The sequence below is a fragment of the Allobosea lupini genome, from assembly GCF_900109525.1.
Classification (GTDB): Bacteria; Pseudomonadota; Alphaproteobacteria; order Rhizobiales; family Beijerinckiaceae; genus Allobosea; species Allobosea lupini.
Genome location: NZ_FOAN01000002.1, coordinates 742,108 through 760,990, shown reverse-complemented (window position 1 = coordinate 760,990; position 18,883 = coordinate 742,108). Strand labels below are relative to the sequence as shown.

Annotated in this window: 15 protein-coding genes; 9 read left to right on the top strand and 6 right to left on the bottom strand. The window is 67.4% G+C overall.

What is annotated here, in order from left to right; genetic code table 11:
* Positions 1-4: 4 nt before the first annotated feature.
* Genes BMZ21_RS09140 through BMZ21_RS09130 form a run of 3 tightly spaced genes read right to left on the bottom strand, consistent with a single transcriptional unit; the run spans position 5 to position 6,808 of the window.
* The gene (locus BMZ21_RS09140) at positions 5-883 is read right to left on the bottom strand and encodes a transglutaminase family protein (protein ID WP_091832093.1); all 879 of its coding nucleotides are present in this window, start codon (positions 881-883) and stop codon (positions 5-7) included.
* A 10-nt stretch (positions 884-893) separates the two neighbouring features.
* Positions 894-3,416 (bottom strand): circularly permuted type 2 ATP-grasp protein, encoded by a 2,523-nt coding sequence (locus BMZ21_RS09135; RefSeq protein WP_091832090.1) that lies wholly within the window; start codon positions 3,414-3,416, stop codon positions 894-896.
* Positions 3,417-3,424: 8 nt separating this feature from the next.
* On the bottom strand, positions 3,425-6,808 hold the full coding sequence (locus BMZ21_RS09130) for a transglutaminase family protein (protein WP_091832087.1): 3,384 nt from the start codon (positions 6,806-6,808) through the stop codon (positions 3,425-3,427).
* A 257-nt stretch (positions 6,809-7,065) separates the two neighbouring features.
* On the opposite strand from BMZ21_RS09130, the gene BMZ21_RS09125 reads away from it, so the two are divergent.
* The 8 genes from BMZ21_RS09125 to eda all read left to right on the top strand — a co-directional run bounded on the left by BMZ21_RS09125 (position 7,066) and on the right by eda (position 15,336).
* Positions 7,066-8,655: an ABC transporter substrate-binding protein gene (locus tag BMZ21_RS09125; RefSeq protein WP_091832084.1), complete on the top strand. Its 1,590-nt coding sequence runs from the start codon at positions 7,066-7,068 to the stop codon at positions 8,653-8,655.
* Positions 8,656-8,771: 116 nt separating this feature from the next.
* Positions 8,772-9,842, top strand: a complete 1,071-nt coding sequence (locus BMZ21_RS09120; protein ID WP_091832080.1) for an ABC transporter permease — start codon at positions 8,772-8,774, stop codon at positions 9,840-9,842.
* Between the two features lie 11 nt (positions 9,843-9,853).
* On the top strand, positions 9,854-10,765 hold the full coding sequence (gene nikC / locus BMZ21_RS09115; protein WP_091832077.1) for a nickel transporter permease: 912 nt from the start codon (positions 9,854-9,856) through the stop codon (positions 10,763-10,765).
* A gap of 5 nt (positions 10,766-10,770) precedes the next feature.
* A complete protein-coding gene (locus BMZ21_RS09110) occupies positions 10,771-11,610 on the top strand; it encodes an ABC transporter ATP-binding protein (RefSeq protein WP_091832074.1) in 840 nt (279 codons plus the stop codon).
* Entirely contained in the window at positions 11,607-12,362 is a 756-nt protein-coding gene (locus tag BMZ21_RS09105) for an ABC transporter ATP-binding protein (protein WP_091832467.1), read from the top strand. The genes BMZ21_RS09110 and BMZ21_RS09105 overlap by 4 nt, the downstream gene beginning before the upstream one ends.
* A 109-nt stretch (positions 12,363-12,471) precedes the next feature.
* On the top strand, positions 12,472-13,980 hold the full coding sequence (gene zwf, locus BMZ21_RS09100) for a glucose-6-phosphate dehydrogenase (RefSeq protein ID WP_091832071.1): 1,509 nt from the start codon (positions 12,472-12,474) through the stop codon (positions 13,978-13,980).
* Positions 13,977-14,666 carry a 6-phosphogluconolactonase gene (gene pgl, locus BMZ21_RS09095; protein ID WP_167561579.1) on the top strand — a complete coding sequence of 230 codons (690 nt, stop codon included), beginning with the start codon at positions 13,977-13,979 and terminating at the stop codon, positions 14,664-14,666. Before zwf ends, pgl begins: the two co-directional genes overlap by 4 nt.
* Positions 14,667-14,691: 25 nt before the next feature.
* Positions 14,692-15,336, top strand: coding sequence for a bifunctional 4-hydroxy-2-oxoglutarate aldolase/2-dehydro-3-deoxy-phosphogluconate aldolase (eda, locus tag BMZ21_RS09090; protein ID WP_091832065.1), 645 nt, complete (start codon positions 14,692-14,694; stop codon positions 15,334-15,336).
* Here the strand turns inward: eda and BMZ21_RS09085 are convergent.
* Positions 15,333-15,896: a DUF2239 family protein gene (locus BMZ21_RS09085; protein WP_091832062.1), complete on the bottom strand. Its 564-nt coding sequence runs from the start codon at positions 15,894-15,896 to the stop codon at positions 15,333-15,335. The genes eda and BMZ21_RS09085 overlap by 4 nt on opposite strands.
* Before the next feature lie 98 nt (positions 15,897-15,994).
* Between BMZ21_RS09085 and BMZ21_RS09080 the strand changes: the two genes are divergently transcribed.
* Entirely contained in the window at positions 15,995-16,330 is a 336-nt protein-coding gene (locus BMZ21_RS09080; RefSeq protein ID WP_091832059.1) for a GIY-YIG nuclease family protein, read from the top strand.
* 184 nt (positions 16,331-16,514) lie between these two features.
* Here BMZ21_RS09080 and BMZ21_RS09075 read toward each other — a convergent pair whose 3' ends face one another.
* Together BMZ21_RS09075 and BMZ21_RS09070 are read right to left on the bottom strand one after the other, a co-directional pair.
* Positions 16,515-17,621, bottom strand: coding sequence for an NAD(P)/FAD-dependent oxidoreductase (locus tag BMZ21_RS09075; RefSeq protein ID WP_091832056.1), 1,107 nt, complete (start codon positions 17,619-17,621; stop codon positions 16,515-16,517).
* Positions 17,618-18,793, bottom strand: coding sequence for a M20 aminoacylase family protein (locus tag BMZ21_RS09070; protein WP_091832053.1), 1,176 nt, complete (start codon positions 18,791-18,793; stop codon positions 17,618-17,620). The genes BMZ21_RS09075 and BMZ21_RS09070 overlap by 4 nt, the downstream gene beginning before the upstream one ends.
* Between the last annotated feature and the right edge of the window lie 90 nt (positions 18,794-18,883).

Genomic DNA, 18,883 nt, shown 5'->3' with positions numbered 1-18,883 from the left:
GCAATCATATGACGGGGACCACGTCGACCTTGACGTCGAGCTTCTGGCTGCCGGGTCCAACCAGAACGCCGTCGAGCGGCGAGACGTCGGCATAGTCGCGCCCCGTCGCGGTAACGATATGATCGTCGGCGACGACGAGATCGTTGGTCGGGTCGAGCCCGATCCAGCCGGTCTCCGGCCCGCACCAGAGCATCACCCAGGCATGGGTGGCGTCGGCGCCCTCCAGCCTCGGCTGACCCGCCGGCGGGATCGTGCGCAGATAGCCGCTGACATAGGCGGCCGGCAGGCCGAGGCCCCTCAAGCCCGCGATCATGATATGGGCGAAGTCCTGGCAGACGCCGTGTCGGTTGGCGAAGGCCTCGCGGATCGGCGTCGAGACCTCGGTCGCCTCGGGATCGTAGACGAACTCCTTGCGGATCCGGGCCATCAGCTCGCCCGCCGCCTCGAAGACCGGCCGCTTCGCGGCAAAGCTCCTGCGGGCATAGTCGGTGATCTCCGACACGGTCGGCGCCAGCCGGCTGGGATAGAGATACTGGGCGGGGGAATCCGGGGAGAGGCTCTGCGCCTGCAAGGCGAGTTCGGCGACCTCCTCCCAGCCTCGCGTCAGGGCCGGAAAGGGCGGCGCAGTCCGCATCACCTCGACCCGCGAGGTCATCTCGATCCTGAGCTCGCGATGCGGCTTGGCGATGGTCAGCGTCGTCGTGCGATTGCCGAAGAAGCAGACACCGTCGCGCCGCTCGGCACCGCGCGGCGCCACGGAGAGTTGGCTGGTCAAGACACGCTGGCCGACGCCGTCGCGCGGCAGCACGCGCAGGATGCAGCGCGCGAAGGGTACCGGCCGGCTATAGCTGTAAGCCGTGAGATGGCGAATGGCGTAGATCACCCGGACTCCCTTACGCGAGTCGCGTCATCCGCGAACCTTCCGGCGTGGAGTTCTGCAGGAAATAGCGCTCCGCGACTGCACTCGAGAGCCCCATCAGCAATTGCTCGAAATAGAGGATGCCGGTGCGGTCGAGACGGCTGGCCTCAGCGGTGCGGCATTCGGCAGCGAGCTTGAGTGCGAGCCGGCGCGGCTCCTCCAGCATCCCGTCGTCGTTGAGGGAAGGCAGTGCCGCAATCTCGGCATCGAGCTGCTCGATCTGGAAAGCGACGGAGCGCGGATTGTAGGGATCGAGCATGACGAGATCGAGAACCGGCTGCAGCGCGGCGCCGAGCATGTAGCGCGAGCGATAGGTGATCTGCGAGTCCGTCAGGTCGAGCAGCGCGTCGAGGCAATTGCCCGGTGCGTTGTTCTCGACGAAATGGCGGGCGAAGCGGCAGGTGGTGATGCCGCGCTCGATCCGCCGGCCGATGTCGAGGAAGCGCCAGCCGGCGCCGCGCACCATGTTCTCCTGGGAGAGCCCCGAGAAGGCGGCGAGCGACTTCAATCCGGTATCGGCGATCTCGAAAGCCTCGCCCTCGCTGGTCGCCTTGCCGGGGTCGGCGAGCTGCCGTTGCAGATCGCCGAACAGCCGCCAGGCATCGACCGAGAGCCGCTCGCGGATGACGGAGGCGGTGCGCCTGGCTTCGCGGACCGAGGCGGCGGCCGAACCGTAATGGTCGAGATCGTGCAAAGCGGAGCGTGCCTGGACCACGACGGAGCGGGCCTTGGACGCCGTCGGCGCCGCGCCCCAGGCGACGAGCAGATTGGCGAGCCGCTTGATCGTCTCGCCGTGGCCGGGTGCCTGGTCGTCGGCATTGATCAGGCGCCCCAGCAAGGCGCGCACCAGCCGCAGCGTAGCCTCGCTGCGCTCCAGATAGCGCCCGAGCCAGAACAGGTTGTCGGCGGCGCGGCTCGGCAGGATGCCGACGATGCGGCGGATGCCGATCCGGTCCGGGCTCGGCAGCAATGTCACCTGCTCGACCGGCTGGTCGGAGGTCACCCAGACATCGCTGGAGCGCACGCCCGCGCGCATCGTCACGGCGCGCGCATCGCAGTCCTCGGAGATGCGGCAGAAGCCGCCTGGCATCACTTGCCAGCCATCGGGCGTCGCGGCAGCAAAGACACGCAGTGTCATCGGCCGCGGCTCCAGCCGGCCGCCCTGCATCACCGGCATGGTCGAGAGGTTGACGACCTCCTGCCCGACATAGTCGAGCCCGCGCTCGCCGATCCGGGCGCGCAGTGCCTCGCGCTCGGCCTTGTCGAGATCGGCGACCAATACGGTGCCGCCGTCGAGCCCGTCGCCTGGCGCGCGGAAGGCGGGGGAAACGCTCATCTCGTCCAGCCGGTCGAGCACGATCCCGCGCTCGCGCGGCTGGCCGCACCACCAGGTCGCGACGTTCGGCAGGATCAACTCTTCGCCGACTACCTCCCGCGCCAGCCGGGGAATGAAGCCCATCAGCGCGCGCGCCTCGACCACGCCGGAGCCGAGCCCGTTGGCGACGGCGACGTTCTCGGCCCGCACCGCCTCGACCAGGCCGGGCACGCCCAGCGCGGAACGGGCGTTGAGCTCCAGCGGGTCGGCGAAATCGCCGTCGATGCGCCGCCAGATGATGTCGGCGCGCTTGAAGCCGGCGATGGTGCGCACATGCACCAGCCCGTCGCGCATGACGAGGTCGCCGCCCTCGACCAGCAGGAAGCCGAGATAGCGGGCAAGATAGGCCTGCTCGAAATAGCTTTCGTGCATCTGGCCAGGCGTCAGCAGGCAGATGCGCGGCTCGACCCGCCGGGCGCGCGAGACGAGCCCGGCGCGGAAGCCCTGGAAGAAGCCGGCGAGCCGCTCGACGTTCATCGTCCGGAACAGGTCGGGGAAAGCGCGGCCGAGGGCGAGCCGGTTCTCCAGCGCATAGCCTGCGCCGGATGGTGCCTGGGTGCGGTCGTTCAACACCCACCAGCGCCCATCCGGCCCGCGGCCGAGATCGGCGGCGTAGATCTGCAGTTGTCCCGCGCCGGCCGTGCCTTGCACCGGCCTGAGATAGTCGGGGCTGCCCGTGATGGCCGCGGCCGGCAGTGCACCTTCTGCGATCAATCGGCCGGGGCCGTAGATGTCTCCGAGCACGGTGTCGAGCAGGCTTGCGCGCTGGGCGACGCCGGCGGCGATCACCTGCCATTCCTGCCCGGTGAGTACGAGCGGGGCATGATTCAGCGGCCATGAGCGCTCGCCGGCGAGAGGATCGCTCTCGTCGAGGTCGCCATGGACGCGATAGGACACGCCGGTGTCGCGCACATGCCGGTCGGCGAGGCCGAAGCGGCGCTGCAACTCGTCGCTGGAGAGCGAAGACCATTCCGCCAGGAAAGGCTCCCAATGCGGCCGGATCGAGCCATCAGGCGCCATCAGCTCGTCGTAAGCGCCTGGCAGCGGCCGATAGCCCGCGAGAAGGGCGTTGCGGCGCTCGTTGCGCGTCCTCGTCGAACTCGATCGGCGCTGCAAAGCCATCCTTGACCTCAAACCCCCGGCGGGCGGCGCAGGTCGAGGGTCATCGGGAACTCCGGATTGCGCTCTTCTGCGGGAATCGCCAGCGGTCCCGGACTATGGCCGATCGCTTCGAACCGGGCCAGCCTCCTGGCCTCCGCCTCGTAGGAATTCACAGGCGGTGTCTCGTAATTGCGCCCGCCGGGATGGGCGACATGATAGACGCAGCCGCCGAGCGAGCGCCCAGCCCACGTATCGACGATGTCGAAGGTCAGCGGCGCATGCACCGGTATCGTCGGATGCAGTCCAGAAGCCGGCTGCCAGGCTTTGAAGCGCAGGCCGGCGATGCAGGTTCCGGCGGCGATATCGGTCATCGGCAGCGCGCGGCCATTGCAGGTGATCACGTGCCGGCCGGGGGTCAATCCCGTCGCCTTGACCTGCAGGCGCTCGACCGAGGAATCGACATAGCGGACAGTGCCGCCGATCGCGCCTTCCTCACCCATGACGTGCCAGGGCTCGAGTGCCTGGCGCAGTTCCAGTTCGACGCCGCCCTGGTTGATCCTGCCGAAGAAGGGGAAGCGGAACTCGTGCTGCGCCGAGAACCAGGCGGGATCGAAGCGGTAGCCGGCCCGTTCCAGATCGGCGAGCACGTCGCGGAAATCCTGCGAGACGATCTCCGGCAGCATGAAGCGGTCATGCAGGCTGGTGCCCCAGCGCACGAGCCTGCCTTGTTGCGGCTCACGCCAGAACCAGGCGATCAGCGCCCGGATCAGCAGTTGCTGCGCCAGCGACATCCGCGCATCCGGCGGCATCTCGAAGGAACGGAACTCGATCAGCCCGAGCCGGCCCGTCGGCCCATCCGGCGAATAGAGCTTGTCGATGCAGATCTCGGTGCGGTGGGTGTTGCCGGAGACATCGACCAGGAGGTTGCGATAGAGCCGGTCGACCAGCCAGAGCGGGATGGCGGGATCGTGCGGGCCGGGCGTCTGCGCCAGCGCGATCTCGAGCTCGTAGAGCTGGTCGTGCCGGGCCTCGTCGATGCGCGGCGCCTGGCTGGTCGGGCCGATGAACAGGCCGGAGAACAGATAGGACAGCGACGGGTGACGCTGCCAGTAGAGCACGATGCTCTTCAGGAGGTCCGGCCGGCGCAGGAACGGGCTGTCGGCCGGGGTGACGCCGCCGAGCACGACATGGTTGCCGCCACCGGTGCCGGTGTGACGGCCGTCGACCATGAATTTCTCGGCGCAGAGCCGGGACTGGCGGGCTTCCTCGTAGACGCCGCGGGTGATCGCGACAGCTTCCGCCCAAGTCTTCGCCGGGTGGATGTTGACCTCGATCACGCCAGGGTCGGGCGTGACCTTGATGACGTTGAGGCGCGGGTCATGCGGCGGTGAATAGCCTTCGATATGCACCGGCTGGCCAGTCTCTTCCGCTGTCGCCTCGATGCTGGCGATCAGGTCGAGATAATCCTCAACTCGCTCGACCGGCGGCAGGAAGACGCAAAGCACGCCGTCGCGCACCTCGATGCTGAGCGCGGTGCGCACCGATTCGGCGCCGAGCTCCTGCTCGACGATGTCCTGGCGCGCAGTCTGGGGCTCGCTGCTTCCGGCCGGCCGCGTCGGCTGGATCGGGCCGTCGAAGCTCGGCGGGGAATCGGCGGCGCGCGGTGCGCCAGGTGAGCTGGCCGTCGCAGGCGGCAGCGGTCCGCGCGGCTCCAGAGGGTCCTGCGGATGAATATGTGGATAGGATTTGGCCGGGACATGCGGCAGCGATCCGAGCGGCAGCCGGAATCCGACGGGTGAATCGCCCGGTACCAGGAAGAGCTTGCCGCGCCTGAGCTTCCACTTCTCCGAGCGCCAGCGCCGGTCGTCCGCTGCTGCCTGCCAGCGCTGCACCGGGATGACATAGCCGCTCGGCTTGCCGAGCCCGCGCTCGAAGACGCGGACCATGCGAGCGCGTTCCTCCGGATCCGACAGCTTCGGGTCGAGCGGGTCGACATTCTCCGGTAGCTGGCCTTCCTTCACCAGCCAGTGGCCGGTGTCCTCATAGGCCGGCAGCACATAGTCGGCCCCGAGGCCGAGCCGCTCGGACAGGCCCGCGGCGAGTCTCTCGACTGCGGCCGAACTCGGCACGACTTCGTGCTCGCGGTCGCCGCCCGTCTTGACGCCGGGCTCGCGCGCGATCAGCGCGGCATTGCGCCAGATCGGCTCGCCATCCTCGCGCCAGTAAAGCGCAAAGGCCCAGCGCGGCAGGCTCTCGCCCGGATACCATTTGCCCTGGCCGTAATGCAGCATGCCGCCCGGTGCGAAGCGCTCGCGCAGGCGCCGGATCAGCACGTCGGCGCGCTCGCGCTTGGTCGGCCCGACGGCGGCGGTGTTCCATTCCTCGCCGGTCTGGTCGTCGATCGAGACGAAGGTCGGCTCACCTCCCATGGTCAGGCGAACGTCCTGCGCCGTGAGATCGGCCTCGACCTGCTCGCCGAGCGCGTCGAGCTCGGTCCAGGAGGCATCCGAGAAGGGCAGGGTGATGCGCGGCACCTCGTGCACGCGCGTGACGCTCATGTCGAAAGCGAACTGCGTCTCGGCATAGCTCGCGACGCCGCTTACGGGGGCGGCCGAGCGGTAATGTGGCGTCGCCGCCAGCGGCAGGTGGCCCTCGCCGGTGAGCAGGCCCGAGGTCGGATCCATCCCGATCCAGCCTGCGCCGGGAAGATAGACCTCGGCCCAGGCGTGCAGGTCGGTGAAGTCCTTGTCGGTACCGCGCGGCCCTTCCAGCGGATCGACGTCCGCCTTCATCTGGATCAGGTAGCCGGAGACGAAGCGGGCGGCGAGGCCGATATGCCTGAGGATCTGGACGAGCAGCCAGGAGGTGTCGCGGCAGGAGCCGGATTTGATCGCCAGCGTCTGCTCGGGCTCCTGCACGCCCGGCTCCATCCGGATGCCATAGGCGATCATCTGCTGGAGACGGGCGTTGAGATCGACGATGAAGTTGACTGTGTTGGTCTTCTCGCGCGGGATCGTGGCGAGGAATGCGGCAAGCAGTGGCCCGGCCTCCTCCTTGACCAGGTAGGGCGCAAGCTCGTCGCTCAATTCATCCGGGTAGGCGAAGGGAAATTCCTCGGCTTCGCTGGCGACGAAGAAGTCGAACGGATTGATGATCGAGAGCTCGGTGACGAGGTCGACCTCGATGCGGAATTCGGTCACCGGCTCGGGGAAGACGTAGCGCGCCAGCCAGTTGCCGTTCGGGTCCTGCTGCCAGTTTACGAAATGCTCGGCCGGCGTGACTTTGAGCGAATAGCTCTTGACCGCCGAGCGGCAATGGGGCGCCGGCCTCAGGCGGACGATCTGCGGGCCGAGCGTGACCGGGCGGTCATAGCGATAATGGGTCAGGTGATGCAGTGCAGCGATGATGGCCAAGAGCGGGGGTCCTGCTGTGCCATGAACCGGCCCGGGCTGGCCGCTGCCATTACGATAGCGGCAGGGGCAAGCGGAGCAAGCCCGTTCCTGCGCAGGAATGCGCCGGCAATTCAGGCTGTTGCGCAACAAGCGTGCATGCTGGACGCCATCCCTCGAACACTGCTCTTCCCCGGCTGGACATCGGCCATGATCTGGCCACAGAGTGCGCGCCAACGGGCGCCTGCGAGTGCCCGCAGACCACACAACGGGGATTTTCCATGCGTCATGTAGCGAAATTGATGGCGGCTTCGGCTTTCGCCGCCCTGCTGGCGAGCGCTGCCCAGGCCCAGACGCCCAAAGACACCATCGTGATGGCCAAGCAGATCGACGACATCATCACGCTCGATCCGGCCGAGGCCTTCGAGTTCTCCGGCGTCGAGGTCGTCACCAATCTCTACGACAAGCTGATCGGCGTCGATCTCAAGAACAACAATGCGCTCGTCGGCGAGCTCGCCGAGAGCTGGACCGTCAGCCCCGACAACCTGACCTACACCTTCAAGCTTCGCCCCGGGATCAAGTTCCACTCCGGCAATCCACTCACAGCCGCCGACGTGGTCTATTCCTTCCAGCGCGCGGTGACGTTGAACAAGTCGCCTGGCTTCATCCTCACCCAGTTCGGCCTGAACAAGGATACAGTGCTGGATAAGGTCAAGGCGGCAGACGCCAACACCGTCGTCATCACCGTCTCCAAGCCCTTCGCGCCGAGCTTCTTCCTGAACTGCCTGACCTCGGGGGTCGCCTCGATCGTCGATTCCAAGCTGGTCAAGGCCAACGAGAAGGACGGCGACTGGGGCAATGGCTGGCTCAAGCTCGCCTCGGCCGGCTCCGGCGCCTACAAGGTCCGCGCCTACCGCCCGAACGAGCAATACGCGCTCGACGCCAATGAAGGCTGGTACAAGGGTGCGCCGAAGAGCAAGCGCATCATCGTGCGCCACGTCGCCGAGCCGGCCTCGCAGCGCCTGCTGCTGGAGAAGGGCGACATCGATATCGCCCGCAATCTCTCCAAGGACCAGCTCGCCGCGGTCAAGAGCAACGCGAATGTCGAGATCACCCAGGGCGACAAGGGCTACATCCTCTATCTCGGCCTGAACCAGAAGAATCCGAACCTCGCCAAGCCCGAGGTCCGCGAGGCGCTGAAGTGGCTGGTCGACTACGACGCGATCGAGAAGAACATCGTCGAGGGCACCTATAAGGGCCACGAGTCCTTCCTGCCCAAGGGCTTCCTCGGCGCCATCGACGACAGGCCCTACAAGCTCGACGTCGCCAAGGCCAAGGAGCTTCTCGCCAAGGCCGGCCTGCCGAACGGCTTCACTGTCACGATGGACACGCGCTCGGTCAACCCGATCACCGATATCGCTCAGGCGATCCAATCGACTTGGGCTCAGGCCGGGATCAAGCTCGAGATCCTTCCCGGCGACGGCAAGCAGACCCTGACCAAGTACCGCGCCCGCACCCACGACATCTATATCGGCCAGTGGGGCCCGGACTATCTCGACCCGCACACCAATGCCGAGACCTTCGCCATCAACGAGGACAATGGCGAGGAGGCAAAGTCGAAGACGCTGGCCTGGCGCAATGCCTGGGATATCCCGGACATGACCAAGATCACCCAGGCCAACGTGCTTGAGAGCGATGCGACCAAGCGCGCCGCCGTCTATGGCGAGCTGCAGCGCGACCACCAGAAGGTTTCGCCCTTCGTCATCATGTTCCAGCAGATCGAGGTCTCGGCGCAGCGCAAGGGCGTCGGCAACTGGGTGATCGGACCGAGCTCCGACACCAATTTCTACGCTCCGATCACCAAGAACTGAGGCGTTTCGCCAGCGCAACCCGCCGTAGCCCATCACCAGGCTGCGGCGGGTTCTTGCCATTGGTCCTGGCCTGATCTGGCCGACGCCCTCCAAGAACAAGAAGAACGGAGCCGACGATGGTTTCCATCACTGCACCGACCCCGCCCGCACCCCCGCCACGCGCCAAGAGCGGTGTCGTTCGCTGGGCCAAGATCCTCGGCCGCGAGCTGACCACGGTCGCGATCACCATCTTCGGCCTGCTGCTGGTGACCTTCCTGATCGCCCGCGTCATGCCGATCGACCCGGTGCTCGCGGTGGTCGGCGACCGCGCCCCCGCCGATGTCTACGACAAGGCCCGCCTCGCGCTCGGCCTCGACAAGCCGTACTGGCAGCAATTCGCCGTCTATATCGGCAAGGTGTTCACCGGCGACCTCGGCACGTCGGTGCTGACTGCGCAGAAGGTCACCGACGACATCAAGACCGTGTTCCCGGCGACGCTGGAGCTGGCGACGCTCGGCACGCTGATCGGCGTCGCGCTCGGCGTGCCGCTCGGCATCCTGGCCGCCGTCAATCAGGGCCGCTGGATCGACCAGGTCGCCCGCGTGATCGGCCTGATCGGCTATTCGATCCCGGTGTTCTGGCTCGGCCTGATGGGGCTCCTGCTGTTCTACGCCAAGCTCGGCTGGGTCGCCGGCCCCGGCCGCCTTTCGATCGCCTATCAGGATTTCGTCACGCCGATGACCGGCATCGTCATGCTCGATGCCGCCATGCAGGGCGAGTGGGAGGCGTTCGTGGACGCCTTCTGGCATCTGATCCTGCCGGCCTCCGTGCTCGGTCTGCTCTCGGTCGCCTATATCAGCCGCATGACCCGCAGCTTCATGATCACCGAGTTGCAGCAGCAATACGTCGTGGCTGCACGGGTGAAGGGGCTGTCGGAATGGCGCGTCGTCTGCGGCCATGCGCTGGGCAACGCCCTCGTACCGCTCGTCACCGTGATCGCGCTCTCCTACATGCACCTGCTGGAGGGCTCGGTCCTGACCGAGACGATCTTCGCCTGGCCGGGGCTTGGCCGCTATCTCACCAATGCGCTGCTCAACGCCGACATGAACGCGGTGCTCGGGGGCACGCTGGTGGTCGGCGCCGTCTTCATCGCGGTCAACCTGTTCTCCGACATCCTCGGCCGGCTAGCCGATCCGCGAGCGCGCTGAGGAGGATCGCCATGACCGATCACGCCACCTCACCCGTCACCTGGCATGCCTGGCTGACCACGACCTCGCCGGAATCTCGCCGGCAGGCCAAGCTCGGCCAGCTCTACCGGCAATGGCTCGCCTTCAGGAAGAACCCGGCCGCCGTGGTCGGGCTCGTGATCGTGCTGGCGCTGTTACTGATGGCCGCCTTCGCGCCGCTGATCGCGCAGCATGACCCGCTGGCGCAGGCGCTCGACCAGCGCCTGCTGGCGCCCTCGGCCAAGCACTGGTTCGGCACTGACGCGCTCGGCCGCGACATCTTCAGCCGCGTCGTCTACGGCGCCCGCGTCACGCTGGTGATCGTCATGCTCGTCGTCATCACGGTCGGGCCGGTCGGCCTGCTGATCGGCTGCGCCGCCGGCTATTTCGGCGGCTGGGTCGACACCGTGCTGATGCGCATCACCGACGTCTTCCTCGCCTTCCCGCGCCTCGTGCTGGCGCTCGCCTTCGTCGCGGCGCTGGGGCCGGGCCTGGAGAACGCCGTCATCGCCATCGCCTTCACCGCCTGGCCGCCTTATGCCCGCGTCGCCCGCGCCGAGACGATGATCATCCGCAATGCCGATTACATCTCGGCGATGCGCCTGCAGGGCGCCAGCCAGATGCGGATCGTGCTCAAGCACGTCGTGCCGATGTGCATGCCCTCGCTGATCGTGCGCACCACCTTCGACATGGCCGGCATCATCATCACGGCCGCCGGCCTCGGCTTCCTCGGCCTCGGCGCCCAGCCGCCGATCCCGGAATGGGGCGCGATGATTTCGACCGGCCGCGAGCAGATCTTCGACCAGTGGTGGGTCGCGACCTTCCCGGGCATCGCTATCTGCGTCGTCGCGCTCGGCTTCAACCTGCTCGGCGACGGCCTGCGCGACGTGCTGGATGCGAGGTGAGCAGCATGTCTGATCAAGCCCTGCTGACGCTCGACGACCTGCGCGTCGACTTCCACACCCCGACCGGCATCGTCAACGCGGTGCGCGGGCTCTCCTTCACGCTTGGCCGCGAGAGGCTCGGTATCGTCGGCGAATCCGGCTCCGGCAAGTCGATGACCGGCCGCGCCATCCTCGACCTGATCCCGCATCCCGGCGTGGTCACGGCCAAGCGCATGGAGTTCCGCGGCAAGGACCTCACGACCATGGACAAGGCGAGCCGCCGCAAATTGCGCGGCCGTCACATCTCCATGGTGATGCAGGACCCGAAATTCTCGCTGAACCCTGTCCAGACCGTCGGCGACCAGATCGCCGAGGCCTATCGTGTCCACCACAAGGCGAGCGCGCGCGAGGCGAAGGAACGCAGCCTCACCATGCTCGAAGCGGTGCAGATCCGCGAGCCCAAGCGCGTCTACGATCTCTACCCGCACGAGGTCTCGGGCGGTATGGGCCAGCGTGTGATGATCGCGATGATGCTGATCGCCGAACCGGAGATCCTGATCGCCGACGAGCCGACCTCGGCGCTCGACGTCACCGTGCAGTTGCAGGTGCTGAAGATCCTTGACGATCTCGTCACCAGCCGCGGCATGGGGCTGATCTTCATCAGCCACGATCTGCATCTGGTGAAGTCGTTCTGCGACCGCGTCATCGTCATGTATGGCGGCAAGGCGCTGGAGACGCTGCCGGCCGGCGAGCTCGACAAGGCACAGCATCCCTATACGCGCGGCCTGCTCGGCTGCCTGCCCGATCTCGACCATCCGCGCGAGAAGCTCGCCACCCTCAACCGCGACCCGGCATGGCTGGCATGAGCACGAACCCCGCGATCAACGTCGACAAGCTCAACGTCTCCTTCGGCGACTCGCATGTCGTGAAGGATCTCTCCTTCGCGGTCGAGCCGGGCGAGAGCTACGGCATCGTCGGTGAATCCGGCTCGGGCAAGTCGACCGTGCTGCGCGTCCTCGCCGGCCTCAACCGCGACTGGAGCGGCGAGGTCGACATCCTCGGCAAGCGCCAGCCCAAGCTCCGCGACAAGGCCTTCTATCGCGCCGCCCAGATGGTGTTCCAGGACCCGTACGGTTCGCTGCACCCGAAGAAGACCGTCGACGACACCTTGGCCGAGCCGCTCGCCATCCATGGCATCCGTGATGCCGAGGCGAAGATCAGCCGCGCCATGCAGGATGTCGGGCTGCCGACCTCTTTCCGCTTCCGCTATCCGCACCAGCTCTCCGGCGGCCAGCGCCAGCGCGTCGCCATCGCCCGCGCCCTCGTGCTCGAGCCGACGATCCTGCTGTTGGACGAGCCGACCTCGGCGCTCGACGTCTCGATCCAGGCCGAGGTGCTGAACCTGCTGCAGGCGCTGCGCCATGAGCGCAAGCTGACCTATATCCTGGTCAGCCACGACCTCGCCGTGGTCGGCCATATGTGCGAGCGGCTCCTCGTCATGCAGTTCGGCCGCGGCGTCGAGGAGATGACGGCGGCGACGCTGGCTGCCCGCGCCCCGCAGACGGCCTATGCCCAGCAATTGCTGACGGCGAGCGAGGGCTTCAGGCGGGCGGGGTAGGGGCGCACCGCGCGCCATCCCTGAGCCCAAACCGTTTGGCAAGCTGCCTGCTTGGTCGCATTGTCGTCGCAGGATTCGGTTCGACTGGACCGATCAGGAGTATGCCGCCATGGACGCCATCGCCGAACGCCTGCTGAAGCCGGAGGCTGCGCCGGAGCGCACGCCGGTCCCGCCCTTCGATCTGGTGATCTTCGGTGCCGGCGGCGACCTCGCCTTGCGCAAGCTCTTCCCGGCGCTGGCCCAGCGCAATGAGGAGGGCGTGCTGCCGGAGGAGAGCCGTATCCTCGGCATCGTCCGCAAGCAGGAGGATGTCGAGGGCATCCCCAACGAGATCGCTGCGAAGCTCGCTGCCGCCGGCCTGTCGCAGGACCGCGTCGCCGCCTTCCGCCGCCGCCTCACCATGGTGCTGCTCGATGCGGTCAAGCCCGAGACCTATGGCGCGCTGAGGGAAGCGCTCGGCGATTCCCAGCGGGTGCGCTCCTTCTACCTCTCGACGCCGCCGGACCTGTTCATCCCGATCTGCGAGAACCTCGCGAGCTCCGGCATTCTGACGCCGACTTCGCGCGTCATCCTGGAGAAGCCGCTCGGCCGCGATCTCGCCTCGGCCCGCGAGATCAATGACGCCGTCGCCCGCATCCTGCCTGAGAGCCGGACCTACCGGATCGATCATTATCTCGGCAAGGAGACGGTGCAGAACCTGTTGGTCCTGCGCTTCGCCAACACGCTGTTCGAGCGCTCCTGGTCGAGCCGCGACATCGATAATGTCCAGATCACTGTGGCCGAGACCGTCGGGCTGGAATCGCGTGCCGGCTATTACGACAAGGCCGGCCATCTGCGCGACATGGTGCAGAACCACGTCCTGCAACTGCTCTGCCTGTTCGCGATCGAGCCGCCGAACCAGCTCGAGGCCGATGCCGTCCGCGACGAGAAGGTCCGGGTGCTGAAGGCGCTCCGCCCGATCGTCGGGCCCGATGTGCAGCGCCACACGGTCCGCGGCCAATACGGGCCGGGCGTCATCGATGGCCAGCGGGTCAAGGGTTATGCCGAGGAGCTCGGCCATGTCAGCGGCACCGAGACCTTCACCGCGATCCGCTGCGAACTCGACACCTGGCGCTGGGCCGGCGTCCCGATCTATCTGCGCACCGGCAAGCGCATGGCGCAGCGCTATTCCGAGATCGCCGTTACCTTCAAGCCGGTGCCGCATTCGATCTTCGGCCGCGCCCCGGGCTGCGAGGAGCTCTACGCCAACCGACTGATCATCCGGCTCCAGCCCAATGACGGCGTCCAGCTCCAATTGATGATGAAGGTGCCGGGCTCCGGCAAGCTCAAGGTCGTGCCGCGCCAGCTCGATCTGCGCTACGAGACCGCCTTCGACGTGCGCACGCCGGACGCCTATGAGCGCCTGCTGACCGATGTGATCCGCGGCGACCAGACCCTGTTCATGCGCCGCGACGAGGTTGAGCAGGCCTGGACCTGGGTCGACCCGATCCTCGCCGGCTGGCAGGAATACTATCCCCAGCCGCATCGCTATGCCGCCGGCTCCTGGGGGCCGTCGCAGGCGATCGGGCTGATCGAGCGCGAGGGCCGCTCCTGGGCCGATCCGGAGTTCGGCGAGTGAGCGCGGCCGGCCCGCTGATCCGCCATCGCTTCGAGACGCTGGCCGACGCTTCCGAGGCGCTGGCCGAAGCGGTCGCGATCCGGCTGCGTGCGCTCGTCGCGGTGCAGGGCAGGGCGTTGCTTGCGGTCCCTGGCGGCACCACGCCAGCGCGCTTTCTTGTAGCGCTCGGCGCGCATGACCTGCTTTGGGAAAGCATCACGCTGATGCCGACCGATGAGCGCTTCGTCGCCCCCGACGATCAGGCCTCGAACGAGCGCATGATCCGGGCGACCTTCGCTCCCTTGCGCGAAGGCCGAACCCCGTTCGTCTCGTTCCATAACGCCGGCGATGACCTCGCCGCGGCCGCAGCCAGCCTCGACCGCGTGCTGAAGACCCTGCCGCCGCTCGACATCGTCGTTAGCGGCATGGGGGCGGACGGGCATATCGCCTCGCTCTTCCCCGGGCAGACGGCGGCGCTGACCGCGCCGGCTTCGGTGCATGCGCTCGCCGCGACCCCGCCCGACTTGCCGCCGCGGCTGTCGCTCTCGCCCGCCCGGCTGCAGGGCGCCGGCCATGTCGCCTTGCTGATCTCCGGTCGGGAGAAGGAGGACGTTTTGGCTTCAGCGGTCGAATTGCCGGCAGCCTTCCCGGTCGGCCTGCTGCTCTCGCGCCCGCAGGGGCTCGACGTCTACTGGGCCAAGGCGTAAGCGAGGCGCGAAAGGAACTTTGCCGATGTCGATCGCTCCCGAAATCGCCCGCCTCAAGGCCTGCGGCGTCGTCCCCGTCGTCGTCATCGACGAGGCCGAGATCGCCGTGCCGCTGGCGGAAGCCTTGCTCGCCGGCGGCATCGACGTCATCGAGATCACGCTCCGCCGCCCGGCCGCGATGGCGGCGCTCGAGGTCGTCGCGAAGAAGGTTCCGGGTATCCTGCCGGTTGCCGGCACGGTGGTGACGCCGGCCCAGGCGGCCGAGGTCCACAATGCCGGTGCGCTCGCCGTGGTCAGCCCCGGCTTCACAGAAAGCGTCGACGAGGCCATGCGCAAGACCGGCCTGCCCTGGCTGCCGGGCGTCGCCACCGCCTCGGACTGCATGCGCGCAGTGGGAGCGGGACGCGTCACATGCAAGTTCTTCCCGGCCGAGCAGGCCGGCGGCGTTGCCGGCCTGAAGGCGCTGTCGGGGCCGTTCCCGCAGATGCAGTTCTGTCCGACCGGCGGCGTCTCGCTCGCCAATCTCGGCAGCTACCTAGCGTTGCCGCAGGTGATCTGCGTCGGCGGCTCGTGGCTCGTTCCGGCCGAGGCGGTGAAGAACCGCGATTGGGCGCAGGTGACGAAGCTGTCCAAGGAAGCGCGCGAGAAGGTCGCCGAACTGCGCGGCTAATCCTCCGTTCGCACTGCGCTCCAGGCCAGTTCCTGTGTGTAGGTGCGGATGTCCGCCGGCCAGCCTGCGGCCTGCCGGAAGAAGCCGATCTCGTCATTGGCGAAGAGCGCGCGCGTCGCCTCCTCGAAGCCGGACAGGTTGCCGGCGAGCGCGCTCATGAAGCGATAGGCCGCCTCGCGGGCGATGCGTCCTTGCGTCTCGCCGCGATCGCCGCGCCGCGCTTCGTCGATCAAGCGTCGCAGCGCCTGCGAGGCTCCGCCCGGCTGCGCCGACAGCCACTCCCAATGCCGCGGCAGCAAGGTCACCTCGCGCGCGACCACGCCGAGCTTCGGCCGTCCGCGCCCGCGCGGCTCGTCCCCCAGCCGCGCCACGATCTCGGCTGACGTGCCGCGCAGGTCGAGATCGACTACCCGTCCGGTCGCATCGTCGAAGGTCAGTAGGGCTGCGTCCGGTCGCTCGATCAAGTGTTGTTGCACCGCTAGGGCGACCTCGGCCAAGCGGCCGCGAGCCAGGATGCTGTTGCCGTCGAAGGCGGTCGAAAGGCGGTCGGCATCGGACATGATCGGTTCCCGAGTGGTGTCATTAAATACCCGGATAAAAATGCTTGAGTCAATATTGCCCGGGTGATATTTGCGGCGCCTCACATGAGGAGGGCGCTATGCGTCACGAAGACAGGAAGGTCGCCGTCGCGGCCTACAAGGAGCGCAAGGTCGTGGCCGGCATCTATCTGCTGCGCTGCCTTGCGACCGGCGAGCGCTGGGCCGGTCAGGCGCCGGATCTCTCGACGATCCAGAACCGCATCTGGTTCACGCTGCGCCATGGCAGCCATCGCGGACGAACGCTGCAGGCGGCCTGGAACACGCATGGCGAGAATGCCTTCGCCTTCGAGGAGGCCGAGCGGCTGGACGAGAAGGCGCTGGAGGCCGGCCGCGAGCGCGTCATGAAGGCGCGGCTGATGCATTGGTGTGCGGAACTGGGCGCGGAGGCGGTGTGAAGTAGAGCGCGGGGAACCCTCTCCTGGAAGGAGAGGGCAGGGTGAGGTGTAGGCCGTTCGACCAGCGCCGCGAGCACTTACCGTGCGGTCGGGTTCAGGCTAACGATGTCTCTCCCGAACACCTCACCCCCACCCCTCTCCTTCTAGGAGAGGGGATCCCGCGTTTCCTCACCACGGTTGAGCGTCAGCTCACCAGCCGCTCCACCACCAGATCGGCGATCGCGAGCGAGCTCGTCAGCCCGGGGCTCTCTATGCCGAGCAGATTGACGAGTTCCGGCACGCCATGCACCGCCGGCCCGTCGATACGGAAATCCGGCATCGGCTCGCCCGGCCCGTGCAGCTTCGGCCGGATGCCGGCATAGTCGGCGACCAGCGCATTGTCCGGCAAGGCGGGCCAATAGGTTCGGATAGCCGCGTAGAATTTTTCGGCGCGGGCCGGATCGACGACCAGGTCCTGATCGTTCTCGACCCATTCGACGTCGGGGCCGAACTTGACGCGGCCGGCCATGTCGATGGTTGCGTGGATGCCAAGGCCCGCCGCTTCCGGCACCGGATAGACCAGATGCGAGAACGGCTGCTTGCCGAGCAGCGAGAAGTAGTTGCCCTTGGCGAAGGACTGCTTCGGCACATGCTCGACCGGGAAGCTGTCGAGCTTGCCGAGCAGGCGCGGAGCGCCATGGCCGGCCGAATTGACCACGGTGTTCACGCTGTAGGTCGCCGGGTCCTCGCCGCCGAAATCGACGCTGAAGCCATCAGCCTCGCGGCGCCAGGCCAGGATCGGCGTGTTGAGCGCCAGCGAGCCGCCGGCCGCCTCGCACTCGCCGAGCAGCGACAGCATCAATGCATGGCTGTCGACAACGCCGGTCTCAGGCGAGAGCAGGGCGACCTCGCACGTCACCTCCGGCTCCAGCGCCTTGGCCTCAGCACCATCGAGCCAGCGCAGCGAGGTGACGCCGGAAGCCGCGGCGCGCGTCGCGATCGTCTCCAGCGCCGGACGCTGGCCGGCATGGGTGCCGACGATCAGCTTGCCGCAGGCTTTGTGCGGCAGGCCGCGCTCCCTGAGATAGGCGTAGAGCAGCTTGCGCCCCTCGACGCAGACTCGCGCCTTCAGCGAGCCAGGCGGATAATAGATGCCGGCATGGATGACCTCGCTGTTGCGGGCCGAGGTCTGGGTGCCGATCCCGTCCGCGGCCTCGGCGATCACGACCTCGCGGCCGGCGAGCGCAAGCGCGCGCGCCGTTGCGAGGCCGACGACGCCGGCCCCGATCACCAGGCAATCGATGTCGCTCATGCCGCGCGCTGCGGCATCGCCATCTCGACCAGGCTCGCCCAGTAGGTCATGCCCACGGGGATGGCTTTGTCGTTGAATTCATAGGCGGGGTGGTGCAGCCCGGCGGACTCGCCATTGCCCATGAAGATGTAGGCGCCGGGACGCTCCTCGAGCATGAAGGAGAAGTCCTCCGAGCCCATGGTCGGCGGCACCGTGGTGTCGATCGCCTCCTTGCCGAAGGTGCTCTTCGTCGCGCTGGTGACGAAGTCGGTCTGGCCGGCATGGTTGAAGGTGACCGGGTAGCCGCGCTCGTATTCGATCTCGAAGGTCAAGCCGAAGGCCTGGCAGGTGCCGGCGACGATCTCGCGGAAACGCTTCTCGGCGAGGTCGCGCATCTCCGGCGAGAGCGAACGCACCGTACCCTTGATCACGGCATGCTGCGGGATGACGTTGAAGGCCTCGCCGGCCTGCAGCGCGGTGACCGAGACCACGACGGAATCGAGCGGGTCGGCATTGCGCGAGGCGATCGTCTGCAGCGAGGTGACGATCTGGCAGGCGGAGACCAGCGGGTCGATCGTCTCGTTCGGCTTGGCGGCGTGGCCGCCGCGGCCTTCCAGCTTGATCAGGAAGCGGTCGGCCGCCGCCATCATCGGCCCCTTGCGGATGGCGAACTGGCCGATCGGCAGGCCAGGCATGTTGTGCAGGCCGTAGACCTCCTGCACGCCGAAGCGCTCCATCATGCCGTCCTTGCACATCTCGCGGCCGCCGCCACCGCCTTCCTCGGCCGGCTGAAAGATCACGATCGCGGTGCCGTCGAAATCGCGGGTCTGCGCCAGATATTTGGCGGCGCCCAGCAGCATGGCGGTGTGCCCGTCATGGCCGCAGGCGTGCATCTTGCCGGGCACGGTCGAGCGATGCTCGAGATTGGTCTCCTCATGGATCGGCAGAGCGTCCATGTCGGCGCGCAGGCCGATGACCTTGCCGGAATCCTGGCCCTTGCCCTTGATCACGCCGACGACGCCGGTGCGTCCGATCCCGGTGACGACCTCGTCGACGCCCCATTCCCTGAGCTTGTCGGCGACGATGCCGGCGGTGCGCTGCACGTCGAAAAGCAGCTCGGGGTGGCGGTGGAAGTCGCGGCGGATCGCGCTGATCTCGGGTTCGATCGCGGCGATGAGATCGGATTTGGGCATGGTGTCCTCGACAGGTCGCGGCCCTGCGGAAAGCAGGTCGGCAGAAAACGGGTTGCCAGGCGCGCACGCTAGCCCGGAGCCATGCGTCCT

Excerpts from the sequence above, each read along its gene's own strand:
- BMZ21_RS09105 (WP_091832467.1), top strand. The coding sequence starts at position 11,607 with ATGAGCACGAACCCCGCGATCAACGTCGACAAGCTCAACGTCTCCTTC.
- BMZ21_RS09075 (WP_091832056.1), bottom strand. The coding sequence starts at position 17,621 with ATGAGCGACATCGATTGCCTGGTGATCGGGGCCGGCGTCGTCGGCCTC.
- BMZ21_RS09120 (WP_091832080.1), top strand. The coding sequence starts at position 8,772 with ATGGTTTCCATCACTGCACCGACCCCGCCCGCACCCCCGCCACGCGCC.
- BMZ21_RS09085 (WP_091832062.1), bottom strand. The coding sequence starts at position 15,896 with ATGTCCGATGCCGACCGCCTTTCGACCGCCTTCGACGGCAACAGCATC.
- BMZ21_RS09125 (WP_091832084.1), top strand. The coding sequence starts at position 7,066 with ATGCGTCATGTAGCGAAATTGATGGCGGCTTCGGCTTTCGCCGCCCTG.
- nikC (WP_091832077.1), top strand. The coding sequence starts at position 9,854 with ATGACCGATCACGCCACCTCACCCGTCACCTGGCATGCCTGGCTGACC.
- zwf (WP_091832071.1), top strand. The coding sequence starts at position 12,472 with ATGGACGCCATCGCCGAACGCCTGCTGAAGCCGGAGGCTGCGCCGGAG.
- BMZ21_RS09110 (WP_091832074.1), top strand. The coding sequence starts at position 10,771 with ATGTCTGATCAAGCCCTGCTGACGCTCGACGACCTGCGCGTCGACTTC.
- BMZ21_RS09135 (WP_091832090.1), bottom strand. The coding sequence starts at position 3,416 with ATGGCTTTGCAGCGCCGATCGAGTTCGACGAGGACGCGCAACGAGCGC.
- eda (WP_091832065.1), top strand. The coding sequence starts at position 14,692 with ATGTCGATCGCTCCCGAAATCGCCCGCCTCAAGGCCTGCGGCGTCGTC.
- BMZ21_RS09080 (WP_091832059.1), top strand. The coding sequence starts at position 15,995 with ATGCGTCACGAAGACAGGAAGGTCGCCGTCGCGGCCTACAAGGAGCGC.
- BMZ21_RS09070 (WP_091832053.1), bottom strand. The coding sequence starts at position 18,793 with ATGCCCAAATCCGATCTCATCGCCGCGATCGAACCCGAGATCAGCGCG.